The organism is Cupriavidus sp. 2KB_3 (genome assembly GCF_052115685.1).
Lineage (GTDB): Bacteria > Pseudomonadota > Gammaproteobacteria > Burkholderiales > Burkholderiaceae > Cupriavidus > Cupriavidus campinensis.
In genome coordinates, this window is the sequence record NZ_JBFRHD010000014.1 from 116,972 (window position 1) to 139,481 (window position 22,510).

A 22,510-nucleotide genomic window follows, 5' to 3' on the forward strand; every position below is an offset into this window, starting at 1 on the left:
CTCTATTTAATAGTGGGATGGTGTGAACAGCGGAATGCGCGCGTTCACGGATGGACGATAGCGCAAGCCGCGCAGCAGGCGGCGTGGGTCCACATCGCGCTGCAGCAGGCTGTCGACAGTGGCCGCAGCCAGAAGACGCGCCAGCGCGTCGCCGGGGCAGCCGTGGCGGCCGGTGCCGAAGGTCCATGGCCGGTCAGGGGGGGATGCCGCCGGGTCGTGGGACGCGGCGGCCAGCAGCACCAGCACGGCATCGCCGGTCTTCAGGGATTCGCCGCACAGCGTGGCGTCTGCGGCCAGGAAGCGGCGCGTGTTCTGCACTGGCGGATCGGTGCGGGCGACCTCCGCGACCAGTGGCTCCAGATCGCCCAGATCGCCCACATCCCCCACATCGCCCATTTCGCCAGTCCGGCCCAGCCGCACCAGCGTATTGCCGACCAGCCCGGCCGTGGCCTCGCAGGCCTGGATCATCAGGCCGATGGCGTTGGCCAGCAGCGTGGCGGGGTCGATGTCGGCCTCGCCAGCGGCCTGCGCCATCGCCGCCAGCAGTCCTCCCGGGGCGGCATGCTCCCCCGCCCAGCGCGTCAGCCATTGCGCGGCCACGGCGCCCGCCTCCACATCGGCGGGCCGGGCCAGCGGCGACATGGCCGCCGCGAACATCGCCACGAAGCCGGCCACCCGCGTGGACACATGGCCGGCTTCGTCCCGCTCCAGCGGCAGCCCGAGCAGGTCCGCCACGCAGAGCACGGGCAGCGTGAACATCCAGCGATTGGCCTCGTGGGCGTCGTCGGCCTCCACACGCGGCAGGTGCGCGGCCAGCGCGCGGGCGCGGAGGCGGGCGGCAGGCAGGTCGATGCCCGCCATCGCCCGCAGGACCACGGTCTTGAGCGCCGCATGAGGCGCCCCGTCCGTCATGCGCACCAGCCTGCCGAACAGGTCGCCCGCCGGGGTGCCGGCCAGCGCGGGCGGCACCGGCTGGGCCGTCGGGCGGACCCGGCAGTCGGGATGGGCGAGCACCTCGGCCACCGCGTCGGCGCCGGCGGCCACCCACAGGCCTAGCGCGGCATCGTGGTGGAACGGCCGCGTGGCGGCCAGGTGCCGGTAGTACGGATAGGGGTCCGCATCGGTGACGGCGGCAATCGGATCGGCAACGTTCATGGGGGCGGCTCCGTGGCGAATGGATGCAGTGTGCGTCACGCCGTGCCGCCGATGCTTCATGGCGACATGAAACGTCGAATGCGGGCAGGCGGGCCTGACAACGGCGCGGGCGCGCTCGGGCATGTTTTGTGCGCCGTTCTGCCCGCACCGGCAGACGCCCCGTGCAGCCGCCCCGCGCGGCCGGCCCGCGCCGTGTAATAACTGCGCGCAACCGTCGCCACATTGCAATTTCGGGCGTCCGCGTCCGACATCACAAGGAATCCCCCACCCATGGAAGACTTCCGCGACCCTATCAAGCTATCGCGGCGCGAGTTGCTCAAGGCGAGCGCGGTCTCGGTGACCGCCGCCGCCGTGCCGGGCGCCGCCACCGGCCAGCCCGCCGCCGCGCCCTCCCCCGCCACCACGCGCCCGCCCATCTCCCACAAGGTGTCGCTGATCGTCAACGGCCAGCGGCGCGAGCTTGACCTCGACACCCGCACCACGCTGCTGGACGCCCTGCGCGAGCACCTGCACCTGACCGGCACCAAGAAAGGCTGCGACCACGGCCAGTGCGGCGCCTGCACGGTCATCGTCGATGGGCGCCGGCTGAACTCGTGCCTGACGCTGGCGGTGATGCACCACGAGGCCAAAATCACGACGATCGAGGGCCTGGGCACGCCCGAGCGCATGCACCCGATGCAGGTGGCCTTCGTGAAGCATGACGGCTACCAGTGCGGCTACTGCACGCCCGGCCAGATCTGCTCCGCCGTGGCCGTGCTCGACGAGATCCAGGCCGGCATCCCGAGCCACGTCAGCGCCGACCTCAACGCGCGCCCGCCGCTGAGCGCCGAGGAGATCCGCGAGCGGATGAGCGGCAACATCTGCCGCTGTGGCGCCTACTCCAACATCCTCGACGCCATCGGCGACGTCGCCGGGAGGAGAGCATGATCCCCTTTACCTACGAACGCGCCCAGTCGCCGGCGCAGGCCGCCGCGTCTGCCACGCGCATCCCGGGCAGCCGCTTCATCGCCGGGGGCACCAATCTGCTCGACCTGATGAAGCTCGGTATCGAGACCCCGCTGCATCTGATCGATGTGAACGGCCTGGCGCTGGACAAGATCGAGGCCACCACCCAGGGCGGGCTGCGCATCGGCGCGCTGGTCCGCAACACCGACCTCGCCGCCGACCCGCGCGTGCGGCGCGACTACGGCGTACTGGCCCGCGCGCTGCTGGCCGGCGCCTCCGGACAGTTGCGCAACCGCGCCACCACGGCGGGCAACCTGCTGCAACGCACGCGCTGCCCTTATTTCTACGATACCGACCAGCCCTGCAACAAGCGCGTGCCGGGCAGCGGCTGCGCGGCCATCGGCGGCGTGACGCGCCAGCATGCGGTGATCGGCGCCAGCAACGCGTGCATCGCCACGCATCCGAGCGACATGGCGGTGGCCATGCGCGTGCTCGACGCCACGGTGGAAACCGTCAACCCGAAGGGCGCCACGCGTGTCATTCCCATCATCGATTTCCACAAGCTGCCGGGCAACACGCCGCAGATCGAGACCGCGCTGGAGCCGGGCGAGCTGATTACCGCCGTGACGCTGCCTCCGCCCATCGGCGGTGTGCAGCTGTACCGGAAGGTGCGCGACCGGGCCTCCTACGCATTCGCGCTGGTGTCCGTGGCCGCCATCGTGCAGCGCGACGGCACCGGCCGCGTGGCCGTGGGCGGCGTGGCGCACCGGCCGTGGCGCCTGGAAGCCGCCGAGACCGAGTTGCCGCGCGGCGCCCAGGCCGTGACCCAGCGCCTGTTCGCGGATGCCCGCCCGACCCACGACAACGCCTTCAAGGTGCCGCTGTTCCAGCGCACCCTCGCCGCCGTGCTGGCGCAGGCCCGCACCTGACCGGAGGACACGGACGATGAAATTCGATACCCCCGCCACCACCAACCCGATCGACCAGCTCCGCGTGGTTGGCAAACCCACGGACCGCATCGACGGCCCCCACAAGGTCACCGGCACCGCGCCCTATGCCTACGAGCGGCACGACGTGGCACGCAACCAGGCGTACGGCTATGTGGTGGGCGCCGGCATCGGCAAAGGCCGCATCATGTCGATGGACACCGTCGCCGCGCGCCGCGCGCCCGGCGTGCTGGCCATCGTCACGGCCGAGAACGCCGGCAAGCTCGGCAAGGGCCAGCGCAATACCGCCGCGCTGCTCGGCGGCCCGGAAATCCAGCACTATCACCAGGCCGTGGCGCTGGTGGTGGCCGAGACCTTCGAGCAGGCCCGCGCGGCGGCGCAAATGATCCGCGTGCGCTACGCCGCCGGGAAAGGCGCGTTCGACCTGGCCGCCGCGCGCGATGCGGCCGTGGCGCCGAAGGGCGATGACTTTTCGGGCAAGCCGGAGACGGCCGTCGGCGACTTCGCCGGCAGCTTCGCGGCCGCGCCGGTGCAGCTGGACGCCACCTACACCACGCCCGACCAGTCGCACGCGATGATGGAGCCGCACGCCTCCATCGCCGCCTGGAACGGCGACAGGCTCACGCTGTGGACCGCCAACCAGATGATCGCCTGGGGCCGCGAGGACCTGGCGGCCACGCTCGGCATCCCCAAGGAAAACGTGCGCGTGATCTCGCCCTATATCGGCGGCGGCTTTGGCGGCAAGCTGTTCGTGCGGGCCGAGGCGCTGCTCGCGGCGCTGGGCGCGCGCGCGGCCGGGCGCCCCGTGAAGGTGGCGCTGACGCGGCCCCTGATGTTCAACAACACCACGCACCGGCCGGCGACGATCCAGCGCATCCGCATCGGCACCACGCGGGACGGCAGGATCACGGCCATCGCCCATGAAAGCTGGTCGGGCGACCTGCCCGGCGGCGGGCCCGAGACCGCCGTGCAGCAGACGCGCCTGCTCTACGCCGGCGCCAACCGGATGACCGCGCTGCGGCTGGCCACGCTGGACCTGCCCGAAGGCAACGCCATGCGCGCGCCGGGCGAGGCGCCGGGCATGATGGCGCTGGAGATCGCCATCGACGAGATCGCCGAGAAGGCCGGCATCGACCCCGTGCAGTTCCGCATCCTCAACGACACGCAGGTGGACCCGGAGAAGCCCGCGCGGCCATTCTCGCAGCGGCAGTTCGTGCAATGCCTGCGGCTGGGCGCCGAGCGCTTCGGCTGGCAGGCGCGCAACCCCAAGCCCGGCGCGACGAAGGCGGGGCAATGGCTGGTCGGCATGGGCGTGGCGTCGGCGTTCCGGAACAACCTCGTCATGAAATCCGGCGCGCGCGTGGGGGTGGACAAGGGCGGCCGGGTCATCGTGGAGACCGATATGACCGACATCGGCACGGGCAGCTATACGGTCATCGCCCAGACGGCGGCCGAGATGCTGGGTGTGCCGATCGAGCAGGTGGTGGTGCGGCTGGGCGATTCGTCGTTCCCGGTGTCGGCAGGGTCCGGCGGCCAGTGGGGCGCCAACAGCGCCACCTCAGGCGTCTATGCCGCCTGCGTGAAGCTGCGCCAGCTGCTGGCCGAGCGTGCCGGCCTGAGCGTGAACGCCACGGACGCGGTGTTCGAGGGCGGCCAGATCCGCGCCGGAGGCCGCAGCGTGCCGCTGGCGCAGGCGGCGGGCGAAGGCGTCACTGCCGAGGACACCCTGGAATTCGGCGATCTCGATAAGCAGTACCAGCAGTCCACCTTCGGCGCGCATTTCGTCGAGGTGGGCGTGGACATGGCGACTGCCGAGATTCGCGTGCGCCGCATGCTGGCCGTGTGTGCGGCGGGCCGGATCCTGAATCCGAAATCGGCGCGCAGCCAGGTGATCGGCGCCATGACGATGGGCGTGGGCGCCGCCTTGATGGAGGAACTCGCCATCGACAAACGCGTGGGCTTTTTTGTCAATCACGACCTCGCCGGCTACGAGGTGCCCGTGCACGCCGATATTCCGCACCAGGAGGTGATTTTCCTGGACGAGGTGGACCCCATCTCCTCGCCCATGAAAGCGAAGGGCGTGGGAGAACTCGGCATTTGCGGCGTGGGCGCGGCGGTGGCCAATGCCATTTACCACGCCACCGGCGTGCGCGTGCGTGACTACCCGGTCACGCTGGACAAGCTCCTGGCGGGCATGCCCACCATGGCGTGATTCGCCGCGCCAGATCCCCGTCCGTCAGGCCTTGCGCGACGGACGGGCATCGCGCAGCGCCGAAGGCCGCACTTCCTGCAGCGACCGCAGCGAGCGCTGTGCGTCCTCCACTGCTTCGAGCCCCTCCCGCAGTCGCGTGCAGGCATAGCCGAGGCGTGCCTGCACCTCGGGATTCAATGACGACAGACGCTCCAGGGCGTCCAGTTCGGTCTGCAAGTGGCCAATCATTCGTCGTAATTGCGCCGTGCTATGAGATGCGAGTGACTGGATGGCCATTCGTAATCCCCCATGGCTAAGGATGCAAAATGAGAAGGGCAGTGCCCATCCTAATACCCTAGGGCGAGTCGCCCAGATTTCCAGCGCTGTTACATATATATCCGGAGCGCCCCCGGGTAATCCGGTATTGCGTCTGTAGTGAGCATCTCCTTTCGCTGTCAGGCCCGCTGGCTCTGTATTTTTTGCATGGCGAGCTGACCCATTGATAATAAATGACAATTGCACATTGCGTTATGTCGATGCGTAAAATAAATATCAGACTTCACAGGAAAATAAATCCCTGGCTCTGACACCAATTTCCTTCCCCAACTCTTTCGCACCACATAAACTCCCCTTCGAATCCACACAATAATTTCCTGATAATCCAATATCAACCATTATCAAACATATTGGACTCAGTTTCCGATTAATGGGAAATTGCCGATGCCCGTTCCGTGCCGAGTTCGCATCGCTGTGCTCCTGGTGTTTGTCACCGCCTTCCGGCCCCTTCATGCGACTGACCTGACGAGCTCCGAGGTGGGCTACAAGCTGAGCCGCGCCAACAGTCCGTTCGTCGTGGTGCCCGGCGCGATCATCGACACGCGCGGGAACGGCGCCGTCGCCATCGACGCCTCTGGCAGTTCGGGGTGGGAATTGACCAACAACGGCACCGTCTACGGCGGCTATAACGCAGTGCACCTCCCCTTGGGCACGTTGACCAACTTCGGCGTGCTGGCGAGCCCCGGCACCACCGCCGTGGCGATGTTTGCCGGCGGCACCGTGGTGAACCACGCAGGCGCGGTGATCGCGGGCAAGCTCGACGGCATCTACCTCGGGCAGTCCGGCAGCATCGTAATCAATGCCGGCGACATTGCCGGCGACGTGTTCGACTACTCCAGCACGCAGGCCGCCATCCATTTCGCCGAGAGCGGCACCGTGGTCAATCTGGCGACGGGCCGCATCGTCGGGCATGCGCACGGCATCCTCGCCACGCCCGCCCTCACCCTTGACAACGCCGGCCTGATTGCGTCGGACGAGGGCGCGGCCATCGACCTGCATACCGGCCCCAGCGCACCGGCGTCGATCGTCAACAGCGGCAAGATCGACGGGCGCAGCGGCGTGGCCATCGCCTTCGGCCCGGGGGATGACCGGCTCGAGATCACGGGCACCGCATGGATCAACGGCATCGTGGACGGCGGCGCGGCGGCGAGCACCGGCAACATGCTGGTGCTGGGCGGCGCCGACGCGGGCAGCTTCGACCTCGCCTCCCTCGGCCCCGCCGCGCAGTACCGGAACTTCGGCATCCTCCAGAAACAGGGCGCCAGCCTCTGGACGCTGACGGGCGCGAACGCGGACGAACAGGCGTGGCAGATCGGCGGCGGCGGTCTCGTGGTGGCAGGGCAGCTCGCCGGCAGCCTGACCGCCCAGCCCGGCGTGACCGGCCTCTATATAGAAGTAGCGCCCGGGGGCGTGGTCCAGTCGTCCACGACCAGCGCCATCTCGCTCAACGGGGCGAGCCAGATCGTCAATGCCGGCACGATCACGGCCAGCGGTGCGAACATCCCGGCCATCCGGATCGATGGCGCGGACGGTCCGTCCAGCGTGACCAACCAGGCGGGCGCGACGATTGCCGGCGGCCAGGGGCCGGCCATCGTCGCGGGCGCCAACGTCGCCATCGTCAACGCGGGCACGCTGACGGGCAACGGCGTCGCCGTGCAGTTCACCGGGGCGAACAGCACGCTGACGCTGGATACCGGCAGCACCATATCGGGCGACCTCGACGGCGGCAACGGCGCCGGCAACGCCCTGATCCTGCAGGGCAGCGGCAGCCTGCCCGGCCGCGCCTATGGATTCCCTGCGCTTTCGATGCGCGGCGCGGACTGGTCGCTCGACGGCAGCACGGAAATCGGGACATCGGCCACCATCGAGACCGGCACCCTGCGCGTGAACGGCACACTCGCCAGCCCGGCGGTGGCGGTGTCGCCCGGCGCGGCGCTGGCCGGTACGGGCACGGTCCAGGGCGCCCTGAGCGTACAGGGCATGGTCGCACCCGGGAACGCCGCCGTGTCGGCCGCGCCCCGGGCACCGCTGTCGGTTGGCACGCTGTCTGTCGCGGGCAGCTACAGCCAGGCGGCCAGCGGGGTGTATCAGGTCGATGTCTCACATACCAGCAACGACCTGATCGACGTCACCGGCCCCGCCGCGCTGGCCGGCGGCACGGTGCAGGCCCGCCTGCGCGCACTGTCGCTGCGTCCCGCCGATACGTACCGGATCCTGACCGCCTCGGGCGGGCTGACCGGCACGTTCGCGGGCGTGACCACGCTCAACCCATTCGCCACGCCGTCCCTGGCCTACGATGCGAACAACGCCTATCTCGTGGTCATGCGCGGTTTCGCGCTGGCCGGCGGCACGCCGAACGAGATCGCCGTGGAGACCGCCCTGGACCGCGACGCCTTCGCCGCAGGCACCAACAGCGCGCCGAGCCGGGATTTCCTGTCAGTGGCCGTCGACCTGTTCAACGTGGAAGGCGCGGCAGCCTACGCGGCGATCGACCAGTTGAGCGCGGAAGCCTACGCCGCGCTGCCGAACGCCCACTACGCGGCGGCGCGGGCGGGGATGAACGCCATCGACACCCGGCTCGCGGACGAGACCTGCACCCCTGCGGTGCCGGCGGCGCGCTTCTGCGCATGGGCCACCGTGCTGGGCAACACCGGCCGCATCGGCGGCTATGACACGTGGCTGTCGCAGGACATCAACCTGGCGGGCGTGATGGCCGGGGTCGACTATCAATGGACGCCGGCGTTCACCGGCGGGGTGGCATTCGGCTACCTCCACGGCAATACCTTCACCCACAGCCTGCCGGTGCACGGCCAGTTCGACAGCTATCAGGCCGTGCTCTATGGCCGCTACACGGCGGGCCGATTCTGGTTCCGCAAGGCGCTGGGCTATGCGCGCAATATCGACGACATGCGCCGCGACATCACGTTTACCGAGGTGCCCCGCACGGCCACCGGCAGCACGCACGGCAACCAGTTCTTCGCCGCCCTGCGCACCGGCATGGACCTGCCGCTGGCGCTGCCCGGCGTGCTGTCGCCGTTTGCCGGCGCGGAAGTGCAGACGGTCAAATTATCCGGCACGACGGAAACTGGGGCGGACAGCGTCAACCTCGTGCTGCCCTCGCGCTCGACGAATTCGGTCCGCTCGCTGCTCGGCACCGAATGGCGCCACCTGTTCGACGGACCGGCCGGCGCCTGGCGCATCGATGCCGCGGCGGCCTGGGTCCACACCTTCGGCACGAACACGCAGTCCATCACCGCGCGCTACGCCGGCGCCCCGGCCACCGACTTCACGGTGCACGGCAGCGGCCAGAACCGCAATGCCGCCCAACTCCGGCTAGGCATGAGCGTCAGCCCCACGGCACGTAGCCGATTGTCCATTCGCTACGACGGCGAACTGGGCACCCACGGCAGCACGCACGGCGGCGCGGTCGGCTTCTCCTATCACTGGTAGCCCGGCGACTCGCAGTTTATTCAAATCGATATCGATGAAGGGGGTGGGCTGGCACCGGCCAGTTTGCATTTTCAGGAAACAGCGATGGTGACATCACGGCTAAGCGGCTAACGTAGGCCATGACTTTCACACCTATCGCATATGCACAAAAATTTTCCGCTGGAGATTGAGGCAGACCATCCGAGCCACCCCGGCACCCATCCCGCCGAGATGGAGGCGGCGCTGCTCAGGAATCGGTACTGCAAGTACCATGACCGAGTTTTTCGAAGCACCGGCATCCGTATCGCTATCGCGCGCGGCGCGGGCGATGTACCGACTGGGCCGGGTCCGGCAATGGCAGGCCATCAACGCCACCGCGCGTGGCGTGCTGGCACCGAATGCCGCCAGCCTCCGGTCCGGCGTGCTCGAGAGCCTGGCCGGCTCGCATGCCATGGTCGTGCACCGCAAGCACTGGTACGGCACCCACTATAACAAGACCGATCTGTCCGATCTGGCACTCCAGGTGGCGATGCTGCTCGCGCTCGACTGGCGCGATCTGGCGGCGTTCGCGCTGCGGGAATGGTTTGGCGAGCACTCCGAGCTCGACAATCTCTACCAGCCCACGCTGAGCGGCGCCACGGGCATGATCATCCAGGTTGCAGGGCAGGCACTCGACATCGAGGTGCCCGGGGCCGCGTTCCGCACCACGGAGTCGCCGCTTGCCGACATGGCCGCGCACTGGCGCGACACCGAAACCGCGTTCGTGGAACTGGCATTGCAGCTGGCCGACCGCCATCTCGCGCAAAGCCACGGCCACACGCCAACGTCGCTCGCTGACTTCGACCAGCCGATCGAACAGGCCGTGCCGGTGGAGCTGCTGATGCTGCTGCGCCTGCGCGGCTATGCCGCCACCCCACGCTGGCTGGCCATCCATCCGGCGCTGGCACATCCGGCCGCAGTGCTGTCCGTGGCGGCCTCGCCGGTTCCTTCGCAGCGCTGCGAACAGTTCGTCATGCAGATGATCCGCCTCCTGCCCGAATACCAGGCACTGCGCACGGCCATCGCGGCGCAGCAGGCCAGCCTGCGCGCCTGCCGCCCCCGATAGCTCGACACCCGCTCGCCCGGCGGCCGCCACGTGCCGGCCGGGCGAGGCTTCCTGGCCGGTTTGGCCGCCCGTTTGACCACCCTAGCATCGACCTGTTCGGAGACAACGTTATGACCTTGATGGCCAATCGCATCGCCGTCGCAGACGACCATCCCCTCATCGTCAAGGCATTGCACGATTGCCTGGCCGCCACGCCAGGGTTCGAGGTGATCTGTGCATGCGCAGACGGCAGCGCGTTGATCCGCGCGCTGGCCGATGCCGAAGTCGACATCATCGTGACGGACTTCGCCATGGGGCAGACGGATCGCAGCGTCGACGGCTTCAACCTGCTACGGCAGCTCATCGAGCGGCATCCCGATGCCCGCATCGTGGTCATCAGCGGCCAGATGAACCCGGGCATCGTGGCCCGCGCCATGAACCTTGGCGTGCGCGCATTCGTCAGCAAGCAGGACGAACTCGACGAGGTGGTCCAGGCCTGCGTGCACGTGGCAACCACGGACGAATGCTTCTATTCGTCGACCATCCGCACGCTGCTCAACACCTCCGGCGCCATGAAGAAGCCGGTCCACGACCTGACACTGCGCGAGACGGAAGTGGTCCGCCTCTATGTCCAGGGCTTGCAGTTGCAGGAGATCGCCACCCGGGTCGGGCGGTCGATCAGCACCGTCTCGTCGCAAAAGTCCACGGCCATGGACAAGCTCGGCGTCAAGAAGAACACCGACCTCATCCGCTACGCCTACGAACACGGTGTGATCTAGGCGCTTCTTTCTGCTGTCTTGTCCTGCAGGAACGCGATCAGCGTGGACACGGCGCGGGTCTGGTAGCGCGCCGGCATATAGAGCAGGTACATGGTGGTTCGGAGGAAGGACAAATCCTCCGCCGGCAGCGGCAGGCGCAGCAGCGCCCCCGTGGCGAGGTCCTGGTCCACCATGTAGTGCGGCACCAGTCCAACCCCCAGCCCCTGGAGGATGGCATCGCGCAGGAAGAAGAAATTGGCCGACATCAGCCTGGGCCGGATGTCGAGCTGCCGGCTTGCCGGGCCCGGCCGCCCCGCCGCATGCAGCTTCTGCCCCGTCAGTTCCGAAGTAATCAGCGGCAGGCCCTTGAACTGCTCCAGGGTCTGCGGCATGCCGCAGGTGCGCACCAGGTCCGGCGTGGCGCAGGCCACGTACTCGACGTCGCCAAGGCTGCAGGCCACGGCGTTGGTCGGCGCATCGCCCATCACGCGGACGGAGAAATCCACCGCGCCTTTGATCAGGTCGTCGATGTCGTTGTCGAACACAACGTTCAGCGTGATGGCCGGATACAGGTTCATGAACTCGATGAACCACGCGGACATCGTGTGCTGGCCGAAGCCGCTCGGCACGCTGAGCCGGACCGTGCCGCTCAGCCGCTTCCCCAGGCTCTCCACCGACTCCTGCGCCGCCATCACTTCGTGGCGGATGGCCCGGGCGTGCTCATACAACTGCCAGCCCAGCTCCGTCGGCTCCAGCTGCCGCGTGCTGCGACGCAGCAATTCCGCACCAATCTGCCGCTCGAAGTGGTTGAGGCGCTTGCTGACGTTGGCGCGGCTCATGCCCAGTTGCGTGGCGGCACGGCTGAGATTGCCGGCCTCGATGATGTCCACCAGCAAGGAAAGCCCGTTCAGGTCCATTGTCAACCTTCCGTATTCATATGCGTTGCGGATTGGTAGCAATTGTCAATCATTCGGAACATATAGACAATGCGCTGACAGGAGACAGATAACCATGGCACTACAAGATCAAGCCGCGCCGTTGCCGCTGGCAGGCGTGCGCATCCTCGACCTCTCGCGCGTACTGGCGGGGCCGATGTGTGCGATGGCCCTGGCGGACCTCGGCGCCGACGTCATCAAGATCGAGCACCCCGAGCGGGGCGACGACACCCGCGACTGGGGCGTGCGGATCGGCACGCGCAATACCTCCTATTTCAATAGTGCCAACCGCAACAAGCGCTCGGTCACCCTGGACCTGCAGAGCGAAGAGGGCGTGCAGCTGGCGCGCCAACTGGCCGCGCGCAGCGACGTGGTGATCCAGAACTTCAAGGTCGGTGGCGCCGAAAAGCTCGGCTTGGGCTACGAACAGCTCAGCGCGGACAATCCGGGCCTCGTGTACTGCTCGATCTCCGGCTACGCACGCTTCACGCCGGAGGCCGAGCGTCCGGGCTACGACCTCGTGGTACAGGGCGAAGCCGGCGTGATGGCCACCAACGGCGAGGCCGGGCAAGGGCCGCTGAAGTTCGGCGTCGCGGCCGTGGACATGTTCACCGGCATGTACGCCGGGCAGGCGATCCTGGCGGCGCTGTTCGCGCGCCACACCACAGGGCGCGGACGCCATGTTCAAATGGCCCTCTACGATTGCGGGCTGATGATCACGTCGTACTACGGCATGGAAGCATTGCTCAAGGCCGGCGATCCGCCGAAGTTCGGCAATGCCCACCCGTCCATCGTTCCCTACGGGGTCTTCGAGGCCGCCGACGGCCCGCTTGTGATTACCGTGGGCAACAACGGCCAGTTCCAGCGATTCTGCCGCGAGGTCATCGGCCGTCCTGAATGGGCGGAAGATCAGCGATTTGCGACAAACACAGCCCGCTCGGCCCATCGCGACACCCTGCTGGCTGCGCTGCGCGAAACCCTGCGTCATTTCACCCGGGCCGAACTGCTGCAACGGCTGACCGCCGCCCAGATTCCCTGCGGCGAGGTGCTGGGCATGCTCGACGCGCTGCAGTCCCAACGCACCGCCGACGCGGGGCTGCTGCACCATTTCCACGACACCGAGGCCGGTGCGCAGGCCGTGCTGGCCCCGCCCTATGCGATGGATGGCCAGCGCCTGCCCGTGCGCCGTCCGCCGCCCCATATGGGCGAGCACACCACGGAAATTTTCAAGGAAGTGCTACAACTCGACGACAACGTTATCGCGGGCCTGCGATCCCGAGGCGTGATCTGATCCCGATATTTCAATTCAACAGACTGGAGACAAGACCCATGACCAAGCTGCGACTCAGCCGCCGCCAGATACTCAAGGCCGGCGCCGCGGCCTCCCTGGCATCGATGATGCCCGCCGTGCTGGCCAAGACCGGCTGGCCGGAGAAGTTCATCAAGATGACCGTCGCGTTCCCGGCGGGCGGCCCCACGGACACCGCCGCCCGGATCGTGGCGCAAAAGCTGTCGGAGCGGCTCGGGCAGCAGGTCATTATCGAGAACAAGCCGGGCGCGTCGGGTTCCATCGGCACGGCCAGCTTCATCAAGAGCCCGGCCGATGGCTACAGCCTGTCGATGTTCGGCATGCCAGCCCTGCTGGCGCCGTTGATGTACAAGAACAACGCCTATGACGTGAAGAAGGACTTCCTGTCCGTGGCCACCGTCTACGTGCTGCCGATGGCCGTCGTCATCAACCCCGCCGTGGTGCCTGGCGTGGAGTCCCTGCCGGACCTGATCCGCTTCGCCAAGGCCAGCAAGACCCCGCTGAACTACACCAGCTCCGGCACCGGCAGCTTCGGGCACCTGGCCATGGAGCAACTCAAGGACCTGGGCGGCTTCGACATGCAGCACGTGCCGTACCGCGGCAGCGCGCCGGCCGTTGCAGACCTGCTGGGCGGACAGGTCGGCATCATGTTCGCCGACGTGGTAGCCGCCCTGCCCCACATCCGCGCGGGCAAGCTCAAGGCAATTGCCTTGAGTTCGCCGAACGCCAAGGTGCTGCTGTCCGGCGTGAAGACGGTTTCCGAACAAGGCTTCCCGGGCTTCGACTTCGACTCCTGGGGCGGGCTGATCGCGCCGCTGGAGACGCCCCAGGCCATCGTGGACCGCATTGCCAGCGAGACCCGCGAGATCGTCACCGGCGACAAGGAACTGCAACAAAAGCTGGTGAGCGCCGGCGCCATCGCCTCGTTCCAGGACGGCAAGCAGATGCAGGCGCGGCTGAACAAGGACTACGACCGCTGGAGCGCCATCGTCAAGGCGAAGAACATCACCGCCAACTGACGGCCGGCCGTCATCGGTGACTGTGCCGCCGAACGGCTGGAAAAGGCGGCGTGAAGCACAGTTGGCCCATCCCATCCGCCACCAGAAAAAACGGCGCCAATGTATGGCGCCGCGAGTTCTGCTTGGCTCTGCACCAGCGGGTCAGAACCGATGACGCATGCCGAGAAACACCCCAACACTGTCGTCATGTCCGCCATACGGGCCATTCATGCTTGCGCTGACCTTGTTGTAGGTCGCCGCGATGTACATGTCGGTCCGTTTGGAGAAGAAGTAGTCACCAATCAGGAAAGCGGACAACTTGTGGCCGCTCTCTCCCGCCGCGTTGACGTTATTGGCGGCGTCATAGATCGCGGCCGCCTTCACGACCACCGCTTGCGTGACCTGATACGTGGTGCCGAACTGGAACACGTGGTCCGTTCTTGCCGCCGTGCCAACGCCGATGTTGGTGATACCTGGGTTGGCATAGAACTGCGCATTGGTGCCGTAGGTCGGCGCGAAGTCCTGGCTGCCAGATGGGGCAAACGCCGCATCCCGTCGCGTGTAAAGGTAGTAGCTGTGGAAGGTCACAGGACCTATCGCGTATGACGCGCCAACGCCGGCATTGGTCTGCTTGTTCCTGGCAGGATCTCGCGCCTGCTGGCCCACGATGCCCAATCCGAGCGGACCGCGGGTATAGCCCACGCCCGCCGCGTAGGTCGAGCCAGACGATGCACCGCCCGCAAATTCGCCTGCGGAATAGGCCGCCTCCAGCTTCAGCGGTCCCACAACCTGCTGGTACTTGAGCGAGTTATCCAGCCGCGAGCCTTCCAGCAACTGCACCCAGACATCGCTCGCGCCAGTATTGCCCCAGCCAATCGTGTCGAACGGGAGCAGGATATCGAACGGCACGCTGTACTGGCGGCCAAGCGTGATCTGCCCGTAGTCGGCATTGAGCCCAACCCAGGCCTGCCGGCCGAACAACCGCCCGCCCTGCAGCGAGACACCGGTGTCTGGGCTGAATCCCGACTCCAGCCTGAAGACTGCGGAGGTACCGCCGCCAAGGTCCTCGCTGCCCAGGATCCCCCAACGCGATCCGTTGAAGAAGCCCGGCACGATGCCCACAGCACCACCACTGCCCGTGGCACGCCCCGCGCCGTTCGTCGCAGCCACCTGGTGCGATTGATAGGCAATCGCCGTATCGATCAGGCCGTATAGCGTGACCGATGTCTGAGCATGCGCGGTGCCCGCAACCGCCAACATGATGCCAAGTGTGGAAATCTTCTTCATGACGTCAGCCCACCCTTCAAGCTGATCTTGGTCACTGCTCCCTTGCCGTCCATCCTGTCTCCTCCTTCTTGTTTTACCGCTCTCAAATTGGTTTCCAATGTAAATTACATGATGGACATCGTCAACTATATGGACGTGTCAATCTGTCGCTTGCCGTGGACAATGCAGTTAGAATCGTTGACAGATTCAACTAATGGAAACCTTCGCCAATGAGCACAACGAAACGCAACGCTGGTGCCGTGCCGCGGATCATTACCGACCTGCTCTCCTCACGTCTGCACAATCTGGCTGGCCTTTCTGCCGCCAGCGCATCGTTGCGCGTGCAGCGCAAGTTCGGGCTGACCCTGCTGGAATGGCGATCGATCGGCATGCTTGGCGCACACGCACCGCTTTCGTTGAAGGAACTCGCACGACGCGCTGCATTGGACAAGAGCTACGCCAGCCGCACCGTGTCGGGTCTGATCGAGCGCGGATTGATCGTCAGCGAGCGTAGCGATGCCGATGCGCGCGCCGTGCTGCTGAGCCTGACCAAGGCCGGCGATGCGCTCTACCGGAAGGTGATCGTCGACGCCAATGCGCGCAACGAGCGGCTGCTGAGCCCGCTCAGCCCAGAGCAGCGCAAACAGTTGATGGAAATGCTGTCGATGCTCACCGCCAGCGCGCGCGACGTGCTGGACGAAGAGCGGCGGGCCGCCGCGGGAGAGCCCATCGACGAAGCGGAGACCCAGGCGCCGGCGGCTGACGCCGCCACGGAACAGGGTGGCGGCGCCGATCTCGATCTGGCCGAAATCCGCTCGCTGGTGTCGCGCCTCAACCGGCTCGTAGGCGGCCCGGGCGGCTCAGACGGCTTGTAAACCCGTACGCAAGGGGTTCAGGCCGCTACGCAGCACCCGGCTGTGCAACGGTCGGCCGAGAATCGTTTCGCATTGCTGGGCGACCGCCAGCATGCCGTCCAGCTCGATGCCCGTACGGACGCCCATCGCGTCCAGCAGCGCTACCCAGTCCTCGGTGCATACATTCCCGGTGTGTCCGCCCCCGTACTGCACCTTGGCGGGATGGCCGCCCACGCCGCCCATCGCGCAATCGAAGTGCGTCACCCCGGCTTCCAGCGCAGCAACATAGTTGACCAGGCCGGTGCCCCGCGTGTCATGGAAATGCGCAATCGGCGTGACATCCGGAAAGTCCTTGCGCATGGCACGGAACATCGCGCGCACGGTACCAGGCGTCGCCATGCCGGTCGTGTCGCCCAGCGTTACGAACCTGACACCGGCATCCCGAAACCGCCCCACATCGCGCAAGACTTCCTGCGGATCGACATGGCCCTCGAACGGGCAGCCGAACGCTACCGAGATCGTGCCGATCATGCGGAAATGCCCGCGCGCCGCGTCTGCCATGGCGCGGATGTTCTGCCATTGATCGTCCCGGGTGCGCTTGAGGTTGCGCTCCGAGTGCGACGACGAGGCCGACACCAGCAAGCTCACCTCCGTGGCCCCGAAGCCGGCATCCCGGTCTGCGAGTGCGCGCTGCACCGCGTGCCCGTTGGCACAGGTCGCCTTGTACATCACGCCATCGCGGCGCGGCAGCGCCCGCAGCAGATCCGTGGCGTCCGCAAACTGGGGCACGACCTTCGGGTTCGAGTACGACGTGGCTTCCACGCGGGGAAAGCCGATGGCCGCAAATCGATCGACGAGGGCGACCTTCGTTTCGGTGGGCACAAAATCGGGCTCATGCTGCAACCCGTCGCGGGCAAAGCACTCACACAGGACGACTTCGGCAGTCATGGACGTCTCCGGCTCGGGGTTCATGGGTTCGACGGGTGAAACAACGCGATGGCGTGCTCGCGCAGCTTGTTCTTCTGCACCTTGCCGCTGGCGGTCATGCCGATGCGCTCGAAGTCCGTCACGATCTCGGCATAGCGCGGCGCACGGAAATTTGCCATGCGCGGTCTGGCCCAAGCCAGCAACGCCTCGGCATCCAGCGTCATGCCGGCCTTGAGCGTGACAAACGCGGCCGGCACTTCGCCCAACCTCGCGTCGGGCACCCCCACCACCTGCGCCGAGGCCACCGCGGGATGGGACAACAGGGCCTGTTCCACCTCGGCGGGTGCCACGTTCTCACCACCGACGCGGAACACGTCCTTCAGCCGGCCAACCAGCCGCAGGCACCCATCCGAGCGCAACGCCCCGAGATCGCCGGTGCGCAGCCAGCCGTCCGCGGTGAATACCTTGGCGTTCGCTTCGGGCTGCTTGTAATAGCCCCGCATGACGCCCCAGCCCTTGACCTGGATCTCGCCCACCTCGTCGGCGCCACAGACGGTGCCCGATGCCTCGTCGATAATCCGCACCGCCACGCCATCGTGCGGGCGCGCGAGCCCGCCCACGCGCAACGCTGCGTCGTCGCGCCAGTCATTGATCGCGACGTTGGGTGATGCCTCCGACAGGCCATATGCCCAGCAGATGCGCTCGATGCCCATTTCGTCGATGATGCGCTGCATCGTGTCGGGGCCTGCCGCGGCCCACCCGCCACGCAGATGCAAGCGCGAGCGATCGAACGACGGGTGGGAAATCAGCATCTGGAACAACGTCTCATTGCCTGAGATGAAGGTGCAGCGTTCCTGCTCCATCATCGCCAGTGCAGCGCCAGCGTCAAACGTCGGCAGGGTGGCAATGCTCGCGCCTGCGCACAGCGCGCAAAGGAGCGACAGCGTAGAGCCGGCCACATGAAAGAACGGCCGACAGTTGAAATAGCAATCCGATGCCTCGATGCCAAGCCGTTGCCCAACGGCCGAAGCATTGCGCAACATATTGTCGTGCGTGAGCATCACGCCCTTCGGGTACGCCGTCGTGCCCGAAGTGAACTGGATGAGCAGCAGATCGTCCGGCGTCACGACACGCGTGGCATCGGCGAGCGCTTCATCGGAGAGCACGTCGCCGGCGGCGAGAAATGCTTCCCAGCCAAGCCCCGCGCGTGGCACATCACTGCCGACCACCACCACGTTGCCAAGCAGTGGCAGCGCCTGCCCCGGCAAACCCTGGTCGACAGCCGGTTCCACCTCGCGGAGGAACGCCATGAAATCGATCTTCAGGAAGCGGTCAGCCAGGATCAGCAGCCGCACATCGGACTCGCGCAGGCAATACTCGATCTCTGGGGCCTTGAAACGCGTATTGACCGGCACAGTCACGGCGCCGATCAGCGCGGCGCCATAGAAGCTCGCTACCCAATGCGCATCGTTACCACACAGCAGGCCCACGAAGTCTCCGCGCTTCACGCCGCGCGCCAACAGCGCCTTGGCAACCCGGCGCGATTGCACCTGGAGTTCAGTCCATGTGACGGCGCCGTCAGGCGTGACCAATGCGCGGCGCGACCCACCCAGGCGGGCCTGCTGCGCCAGCACCGCTGCCAATGTGCGAGGTTCCCACGTCATGCCTTGCCTCCAAATCCACCAATTCCCGCCCGCCAGTCGGAGCGGGCCAGATTTTCTTCGATTGCCAGAAGTTCCTCGGCCAGCGCACCGCGCGGGCCCAGCTCGATGCCGCGATCGATGCAGCGTTTGGCGAGCCGCATGCCAAGCGGCGGCGCCTTGGCGATGCTTGCCGCCATGGCTGCCACCTCGGCGTCCAGGCTGTCAGGCGCGACAACGCGCGTGACGAGTCCGACGTCCTGCGCCTCCGCCGCTGTCAGACGTCGTCCGGTGAACATCATGTCCTTGGCCAGTCGCTTGCCGACGATGCGCGCCAGACGCTGGGTCGCGCCCACGGTGCCCCACTGCGCCTCCGGTGTCCAGAAACTGGCATCGGGCGTGGCCACGGCAAAGTCGCAGGCCGCGGCGATTTCCACGCCTGAACCTGCTGCCGAGCCGGCCACCACGGCGATCACCGGCATCGGCAGGCGTTCCAGCGCGTCGTAGGCAAAGAACCCACGCATGCGGCGGGCCAGCACCTGCGCTTCATCCATCGTCTTGCGTTCCTTGAGGTCGGCGCCCGCGCAGAACGCCGGACCGGCAGCGCGCACCAGTACGACACGCACCGCCGGATCGGCGGCAGCCGCCGTGGCCGCGGCCTGCAACCCCTCGCACATGGCCAGGTTCAGCGCGTTGCGGCTGTCCGGCCGGTTCAGTGTGATGGTGGCAACGCCGCCTTCCACCGCATAGAGCACGGCGGACGCCGTGCCCGCTTCGTTCGATTCAGTCATGGTTATCTCGATACGCCTCGGTTTCGCTACACCCTAGATGGCCTTGGCTTCGCGCAGCGCCGTTATACGTTGCGCGTCCATGCCCAGCCAGTCGCGCAGCACCTCGTCCGTATGCTCGCCGAGCAATGGTGGCCGTCGCACCTCGGGGTTGTCCCAGCCGTCGAAGCGCAGCGGCACTGGCAGTGCCTGGAACGTGCCGATGACCGGATGGTCGAATTCCGCCACCATGCCACGCGCCTGCACGTGGGGATCTGACAGGACTTCGTCCACCGACTTGATCGGGCCGGCGGGCACGCCCGCGTTATCCATGGCCTCGCACAGCGAGGCACCCTCGCACGCCGCGATGGCCTCGGTCAGCCGCTGCATCACTTCGTCGCGCCGCCGCACGCGGCCCGCGTTCGTCTGCAGTTCCGGATCGGCTCCCCAGGTCTCGAGTTTCAGCACCTGGCAGAGCGGCGCCCAGTGCTGGTCGCTCGCCGTAATATGAAGCCAGCGGCCGCACGCAGCCTGAAAGCTCGCCGATGGCACACGCCCCGGGTGCTCCGTGCCCATGCGCGGCGGCACCTCGTGCAGTGCGAACCAGCGCGCCGCCGCCAGCGTAAGCAGGCTGACCTGCGCGTCGAACATCGAAAGATCGATATGACAGCCCTGCCCCGATGCACTGCGGCCTTGCAGCGCCGAGAGCACGGCGATGGCGGCCCACAGGCCGGACGTCAGGTCTGCCATCGGCAAGCCGGGCTTCACCGGCCCGCCGCCGCGCTCGCCGGTCAGGCTCATCAGCCCGCCCATCGCCTGGAACACGGTGTCGTAGCCCTTGCGCGCGGCGTAGGGGCCGGTCTGTCCGAACCCGGTACAGGACAGATAGACCAGCTTCGGATGGATCTCGCGCAGCGTCTCGGGGCCAAGTCCATAGCGCTTGAGCGTGCCGACCGGGAAGTTCTCGATCACCACATCGACCTTCGCTGCCAGATCCCGCACGATCTGTTGCCCAGCTTCGCTGCGCAGGTTGACCGTGATCGACTGCTTGCTCCGATTGAACGCCATGTAGTAGGCGCTTTCGCTACCGCCCTCGGCCTCCACTTGCGGTTCGAAGGTGCGGGTCTCGTCACCGGCGCCAGGCTGCTCGACCTTGATCACCGTGGCACCGAGTTCCGCAAGAATCATCGATGCGAACGGGCAGGCCAGCACCCGCGAAAGATCGAGAATCGTGATGTGTTCGAGTGGCTTGCTCATGGCGCGCTACCGCTCGGTCCGCACGAAGCTGCGCATGCGCTTGTTGGCTTCGCGGCCGACCTCCAGGCCGGCCTCCAGCGGCAAGTCCACCACGTGGTGGAACGTCTGCTTGGTGGTGGCCATGGCCGCTCGGCTGACCTCTGCCAGCCGACTGGCCAGCGCCATGGTCTCATCCATCAGTACGTGGTCGTCATGCACGGCGTTGACCATGCCCAGTTCGACTGCGCGGTCCGCATCGATCGAGTCGCCGGTGGCCACCAGGTGAAATGCCGCCTTGCGGCCAATCTGCCGTGTCAGGTTTGGCAGCACGATGGCGGCCACGATGCCATGCTTCACCTCCGGATAGCCGATGCGCGCCGACCGCGCGGCCAGCGCCAGATCGCAGGCAATGGCCAGCCCCGCACCGCCGCCCATCGCGAATCCGTTGATGGCAGCAATCACGGGCTTGCTCATGCGCGATACGCTCAGATGCAGTTGCATTGTCAGTTCGGCGCGTTCTTCCACGCGCGACATCTGGTCAGGGGTCAGGTCCTTGAACTCACCAATGTCGGCGCCGGCGCAAAAGGCCGAACCATTGCCCGTGAGCACGACCACGTGCACGGCATCATCGGCTTCGGCCGCCGCCAAAGCCTCCACCAGCCCACGGGTCAGTGCATTGTTCAGCGCGTTGCGCTTTTCCGGGCGATTCATGCGCAGCACGCGCACCCGGCCAACGTCCTCAATCTGCAGTTCGCTCATGTCCCCACCTCTCTACTTCCATTGATTTGCCATACGCGCCATCGCTTCGCGCGTCTCTGCCGCAATCCGCTCGACCAGCACGGCGGCGGGCTCCAGTCCATCGATGAGCGCGGCGCTCTGGCCTGCCTCGACCTTGCCCTGATCGACATCGCCATCCATGGCGGCCATCTTCAGCGACCGGCTGCCAAACAGTGCCTCCAGCGCCTCGCGCGGCTGACCGGCCCTTTCCGCAGCCTCGTACTCGTCGGTGAAGGCGTTGCGCACCGCGCGAATCGGCAAGCCACGCCAGCCTACGAGCGTGGTATCCCCCACTCCGGCTGCCAGCACCTTCTCCTTGTAGGCGTCATGCAGCGAGGCCTCGGGTGTCAGGAGGAAGCGTGTGCCCATCTGCACGGCATCGGCGCCCAGGCAAAGCATCGCGGCCACACCCGCGCCGTCGGCAACTCCCCCACCGGCCACGATCGGCAGGTCAACGGCGCGCGCAATCAACCGCACCAGCACCAGCGTGCTCGTGCCGCTGGGCGGCGGATGGCCACCCGCCTCGCCGCCCACCACGACCAGCCCATCGACGCCGGCGGCCGCCGCCTTCCGCGCATGGTCGGGATGCGCCACCACGTGTAGCCATTTCACCCCGGCGGCCTTGAAGCGGCCGATGTGTTCGCGCGGACTGCCTTGCGACGCGATGAGGATCGGCACACGTTCCTCAAGCACGATCTCCAGATGCTCGGCCGCCCGTTTGTTGTACAGCGCAACGTTGACCGCGAACGGCGCACCGGTAATCTCGCGGACCTCGCGAATCGCGCGGCGCAGATCATCGGGGCGCATCGGGCCCGCCGCGATCACGCCCAGGCCGCCAGCCTTAGATACCGCCCCGACGAGCGGTGAGCTCGACGACGCCCAGCTCATACCCGCCTGAATGATGGGGTAGCGGATCCCAAGCAACTCCGTGATTCGCGTCTTGAAGCTCATCTGTT

19 protein-coding genes are annotated in these 22,510 nt (G+C 66.9%); 9 read left to right on the forward strand and 10 right to left on the reverse strand.

Annotated elements, in window-relative coordinates; all coding sequences use genetic code 11:
• Nucleotides 1–6: 6 nt before the first annotated feature.
• Nucleotides 7–1,155, reverse strand: coding sequence for a cytochrome P450 (locus AB4120_RS16510; protein ID WP_441642585.1), 1,149 nt, complete (start codon nucleotides 1,153–1,155; stop codon nucleotides 7–9).
• 270 nt (nucleotides 1,156–1,425) lie between these two features.
• On the opposite strand from AB4120_RS16510, the gene paoA reads away from it, so the two are divergent.
• Genes paoA through paoC form a run of 3 tightly spaced genes read left to right on the forward strand, consistent with a single transcriptional unit; the run spans nucleotide 1,426 to nucleotide 5,259 of the window.
• Entirely contained in the window at nucleotides 1,426–2,082 is a 657-nt protein-coding gene (gene paoA, locus AB4120_RS16515; RefSeq protein ID WP_149138296.1) for an aldehyde dehydrogenase iron-sulfur subunit PaoA, read from the forward strand.
• Entirely contained in the window at nucleotides 2,079–3,029 is a 951-nt protein-coding gene (locus AB4120_RS16520; RefSeq protein ID WP_149138297.1) for an FAD binding domain-containing protein, read from the forward strand. The genes paoA and AB4120_RS16520 overlap by 4 nt, the downstream gene beginning before the upstream one ends.
• Nucleotides 3,030–3,045: 16 nt before the next feature.
• On the forward strand, nucleotides 3,046–5,259 hold the full coding sequence (gene paoC / locus AB4120_RS16525; RefSeq protein ID WP_149138298.1) for an aldehyde oxidoreductase molybdenum-binding subunit PaoC: 2,214 nt from the start codon (nucleotides 3,046–3,048) through the stop codon (nucleotides 5,257–5,259).
• 24 nt (nucleotides 5,260–5,283) lie between these two features.
• On the opposite strand, the gene AB4120_RS16530 is transcribed toward paoC, so the two are convergent.
• A complete protein-coding gene (locus AB4120_RS16530; RefSeq protein WP_262389865.1) occupies nucleotides 5,284–5,487 on the reverse strand; it encodes a hypothetical protein in 204 nt (67 codons plus the stop codon).
• Between the two features lie 501 nt (nucleotides 5,488–5,988).
• On the opposite strand from AB4120_RS16530, the gene AB4120_RS16535 reads away from it, so the two are divergent.
• From AB4120_RS16535 to AB4120_RS16545, 3 genes are all read left to right on the forward strand, one after another.
• Complete coding sequence (locus AB4120_RS16535) at nucleotides 5,989–9,024, forward strand: autotransporter outer membrane beta-barrel domain-containing protein (RefSeq protein ID WP_441642586.1); 3,036 nt, start codon at nucleotides 5,989–5,991, stop codon at nucleotides 9,022–9,024.
• A gap of 250 nt (nucleotides 9,025–9,274) precedes the next feature.
• Nucleotides 9,275–10,108, forward strand: coding sequence for a hypothetical protein (locus AB4120_RS16540; protein ID WP_441642587.1), 834 nt, complete (start codon nucleotides 9,275–9,277; stop codon nucleotides 10,106–10,108).
• Between the two features lie 110 nt (nucleotides 10,109–10,218).
• Nucleotides 10,219–10,866, forward strand: a complete 648-nt coding sequence (locus AB4120_RS16545) for a response regulator transcription factor (protein WP_149138302.1) — start codon at nucleotides 10,219–10,221, stop codon at nucleotides 10,864–10,866.
• Here AB4120_RS16545 and AB4120_RS16550 read toward each other — a convergent pair.
• On the reverse strand, nucleotides 10,863–11,762 hold the full coding sequence (locus tag AB4120_RS16550; protein ID WP_149138303.1) for a LysR family transcriptional regulator: 900 nt from the start codon (nucleotides 11,760–11,762) through the stop codon (nucleotides 10,863–10,865). The two genes, AB4120_RS16545 and AB4120_RS16550, sit on opposite strands and share 4 nt — an antisense overlap.
• Before the next feature lie 94 nt (nucleotides 11,763–11,856).
• Here AB4120_RS16550 and AB4120_RS16555 point away from each other — a divergent pair, with 94 nt between their 5' ends.
• Together AB4120_RS16555 and AB4120_RS16560 are read left to right on the forward strand one after the other, a co-directional pair.
• Nucleotides 11,857–13,071, forward strand: a complete 1,215-nt coding sequence (locus AB4120_RS16555) for a CaiB/BaiF CoA transferase family protein (RefSeq protein ID WP_149138304.1) — start codon at nucleotides 11,857–11,859, stop codon at nucleotides 13,069–13,071.
• Nucleotides 13,072–13,109: 38 nt separating this feature from the next.
• Nucleotides 13,110–14,108, forward strand: coding sequence for a Bug family tripartite tricarboxylate transporter substrate binding protein (locus AB4120_RS16560; RefSeq protein ID WP_149138305.1), 999 nt, complete (start codon nucleotides 13,110–13,112; stop codon nucleotides 14,106–14,108).
• Between the two features lie 141 nt (nucleotides 14,109–14,249).
• Here AB4120_RS16560 and AB4120_RS16565 read toward each other — a convergent pair whose 3' ends face one another.
• Nucleotides 14,250–15,374, reverse strand: a complete 1,125-nt coding sequence (locus tag AB4120_RS16565) for a porin (RefSeq protein ID WP_149138306.1) — start codon at nucleotides 15,372–15,374, stop codon at nucleotides 14,250–14,252.
• A gap of 209 nt (nucleotides 15,375–15,583) precedes the next feature.
• Here AB4120_RS16565 and AB4120_RS16570 point away from each other — a divergent pair, with 209 nt between their 5' ends.
• A complete protein-coding gene (locus AB4120_RS16570; RefSeq protein ID WP_149138307.1) occupies nucleotides 15,584–16,228 on the forward strand; it encodes a MarR family winged helix-turn-helix transcriptional regulator in 645 nt (214 codons plus the stop codon).
• On the opposite strand, the gene AB4120_RS16575 is transcribed toward AB4120_RS16570, so the two are convergent.
• From AB4120_RS16575 to AB4120_RS16600, 6 genes are read right to left on the reverse strand one after another with little or no spacing between them, the layout of a single operon-like run.
• Entirely contained in the window at nucleotides 16,214–17,155 is a 942-nt protein-coding gene (locus AB4120_RS16575; RefSeq protein ID WP_149138308.1) for a hydroxymethylglutaryl-CoA lyase, read from the reverse strand. The two genes, AB4120_RS16570 and AB4120_RS16575, sit on opposite strands and share 15 nt — an antisense overlap.
• 20 nt (nucleotides 17,156–17,175) lie before the next feature.
• Complete coding sequence (locus AB4120_RS16580; RefSeq protein WP_149138309.1) at nucleotides 17,176–18,798, reverse strand: AMP-binding protein; 1,623 nt, start codon at nucleotides 18,796–18,798, stop codon at nucleotides 17,176–17,178.
• Nucleotides 18,795–19,565, reverse strand: a complete 771-nt coding sequence (locus AB4120_RS16585) for an enoyl-CoA hydratase/isomerase family protein (RefSeq protein WP_149138310.1) — start codon at nucleotides 19,563–19,565, stop codon at nucleotides 18,795–18,797. The genes AB4120_RS16580 and AB4120_RS16585 overlap by 4 nt, the downstream gene beginning before the upstream one ends.
• Before the next feature lie 33 nt (nucleotides 19,566–19,598).
• Nucleotides 19,599–20,798, reverse strand: a complete 1,200-nt coding sequence (locus tag AB4120_RS16590; protein WP_149138311.1) for a CaiB/BaiF CoA transferase family protein — start codon at nucleotides 20,796–20,798, stop codon at nucleotides 19,599–19,601.
• A gap of 6 nt (nucleotides 20,799–20,804) precedes the next feature.
• Entirely contained in the window at nucleotides 20,805–21,536 is a 732-nt protein-coding gene (locus AB4120_RS16595) for an enoyl-CoA hydratase/isomerase family protein (RefSeq protein ID WP_149138312.1), read from the reverse strand.
• Between the two features lie 12 nt (nucleotides 21,537–21,548).
• Entirely contained in the window at nucleotides 21,549–22,505 is a 957-nt protein-coding gene (locus tag AB4120_RS16600; protein ID WP_149138313.1) for an NAD(P)H-dependent flavin oxidoreductase, read from the reverse strand.
• Nucleotides 22,506–22,510 lie beyond the last annotated feature (5 nt).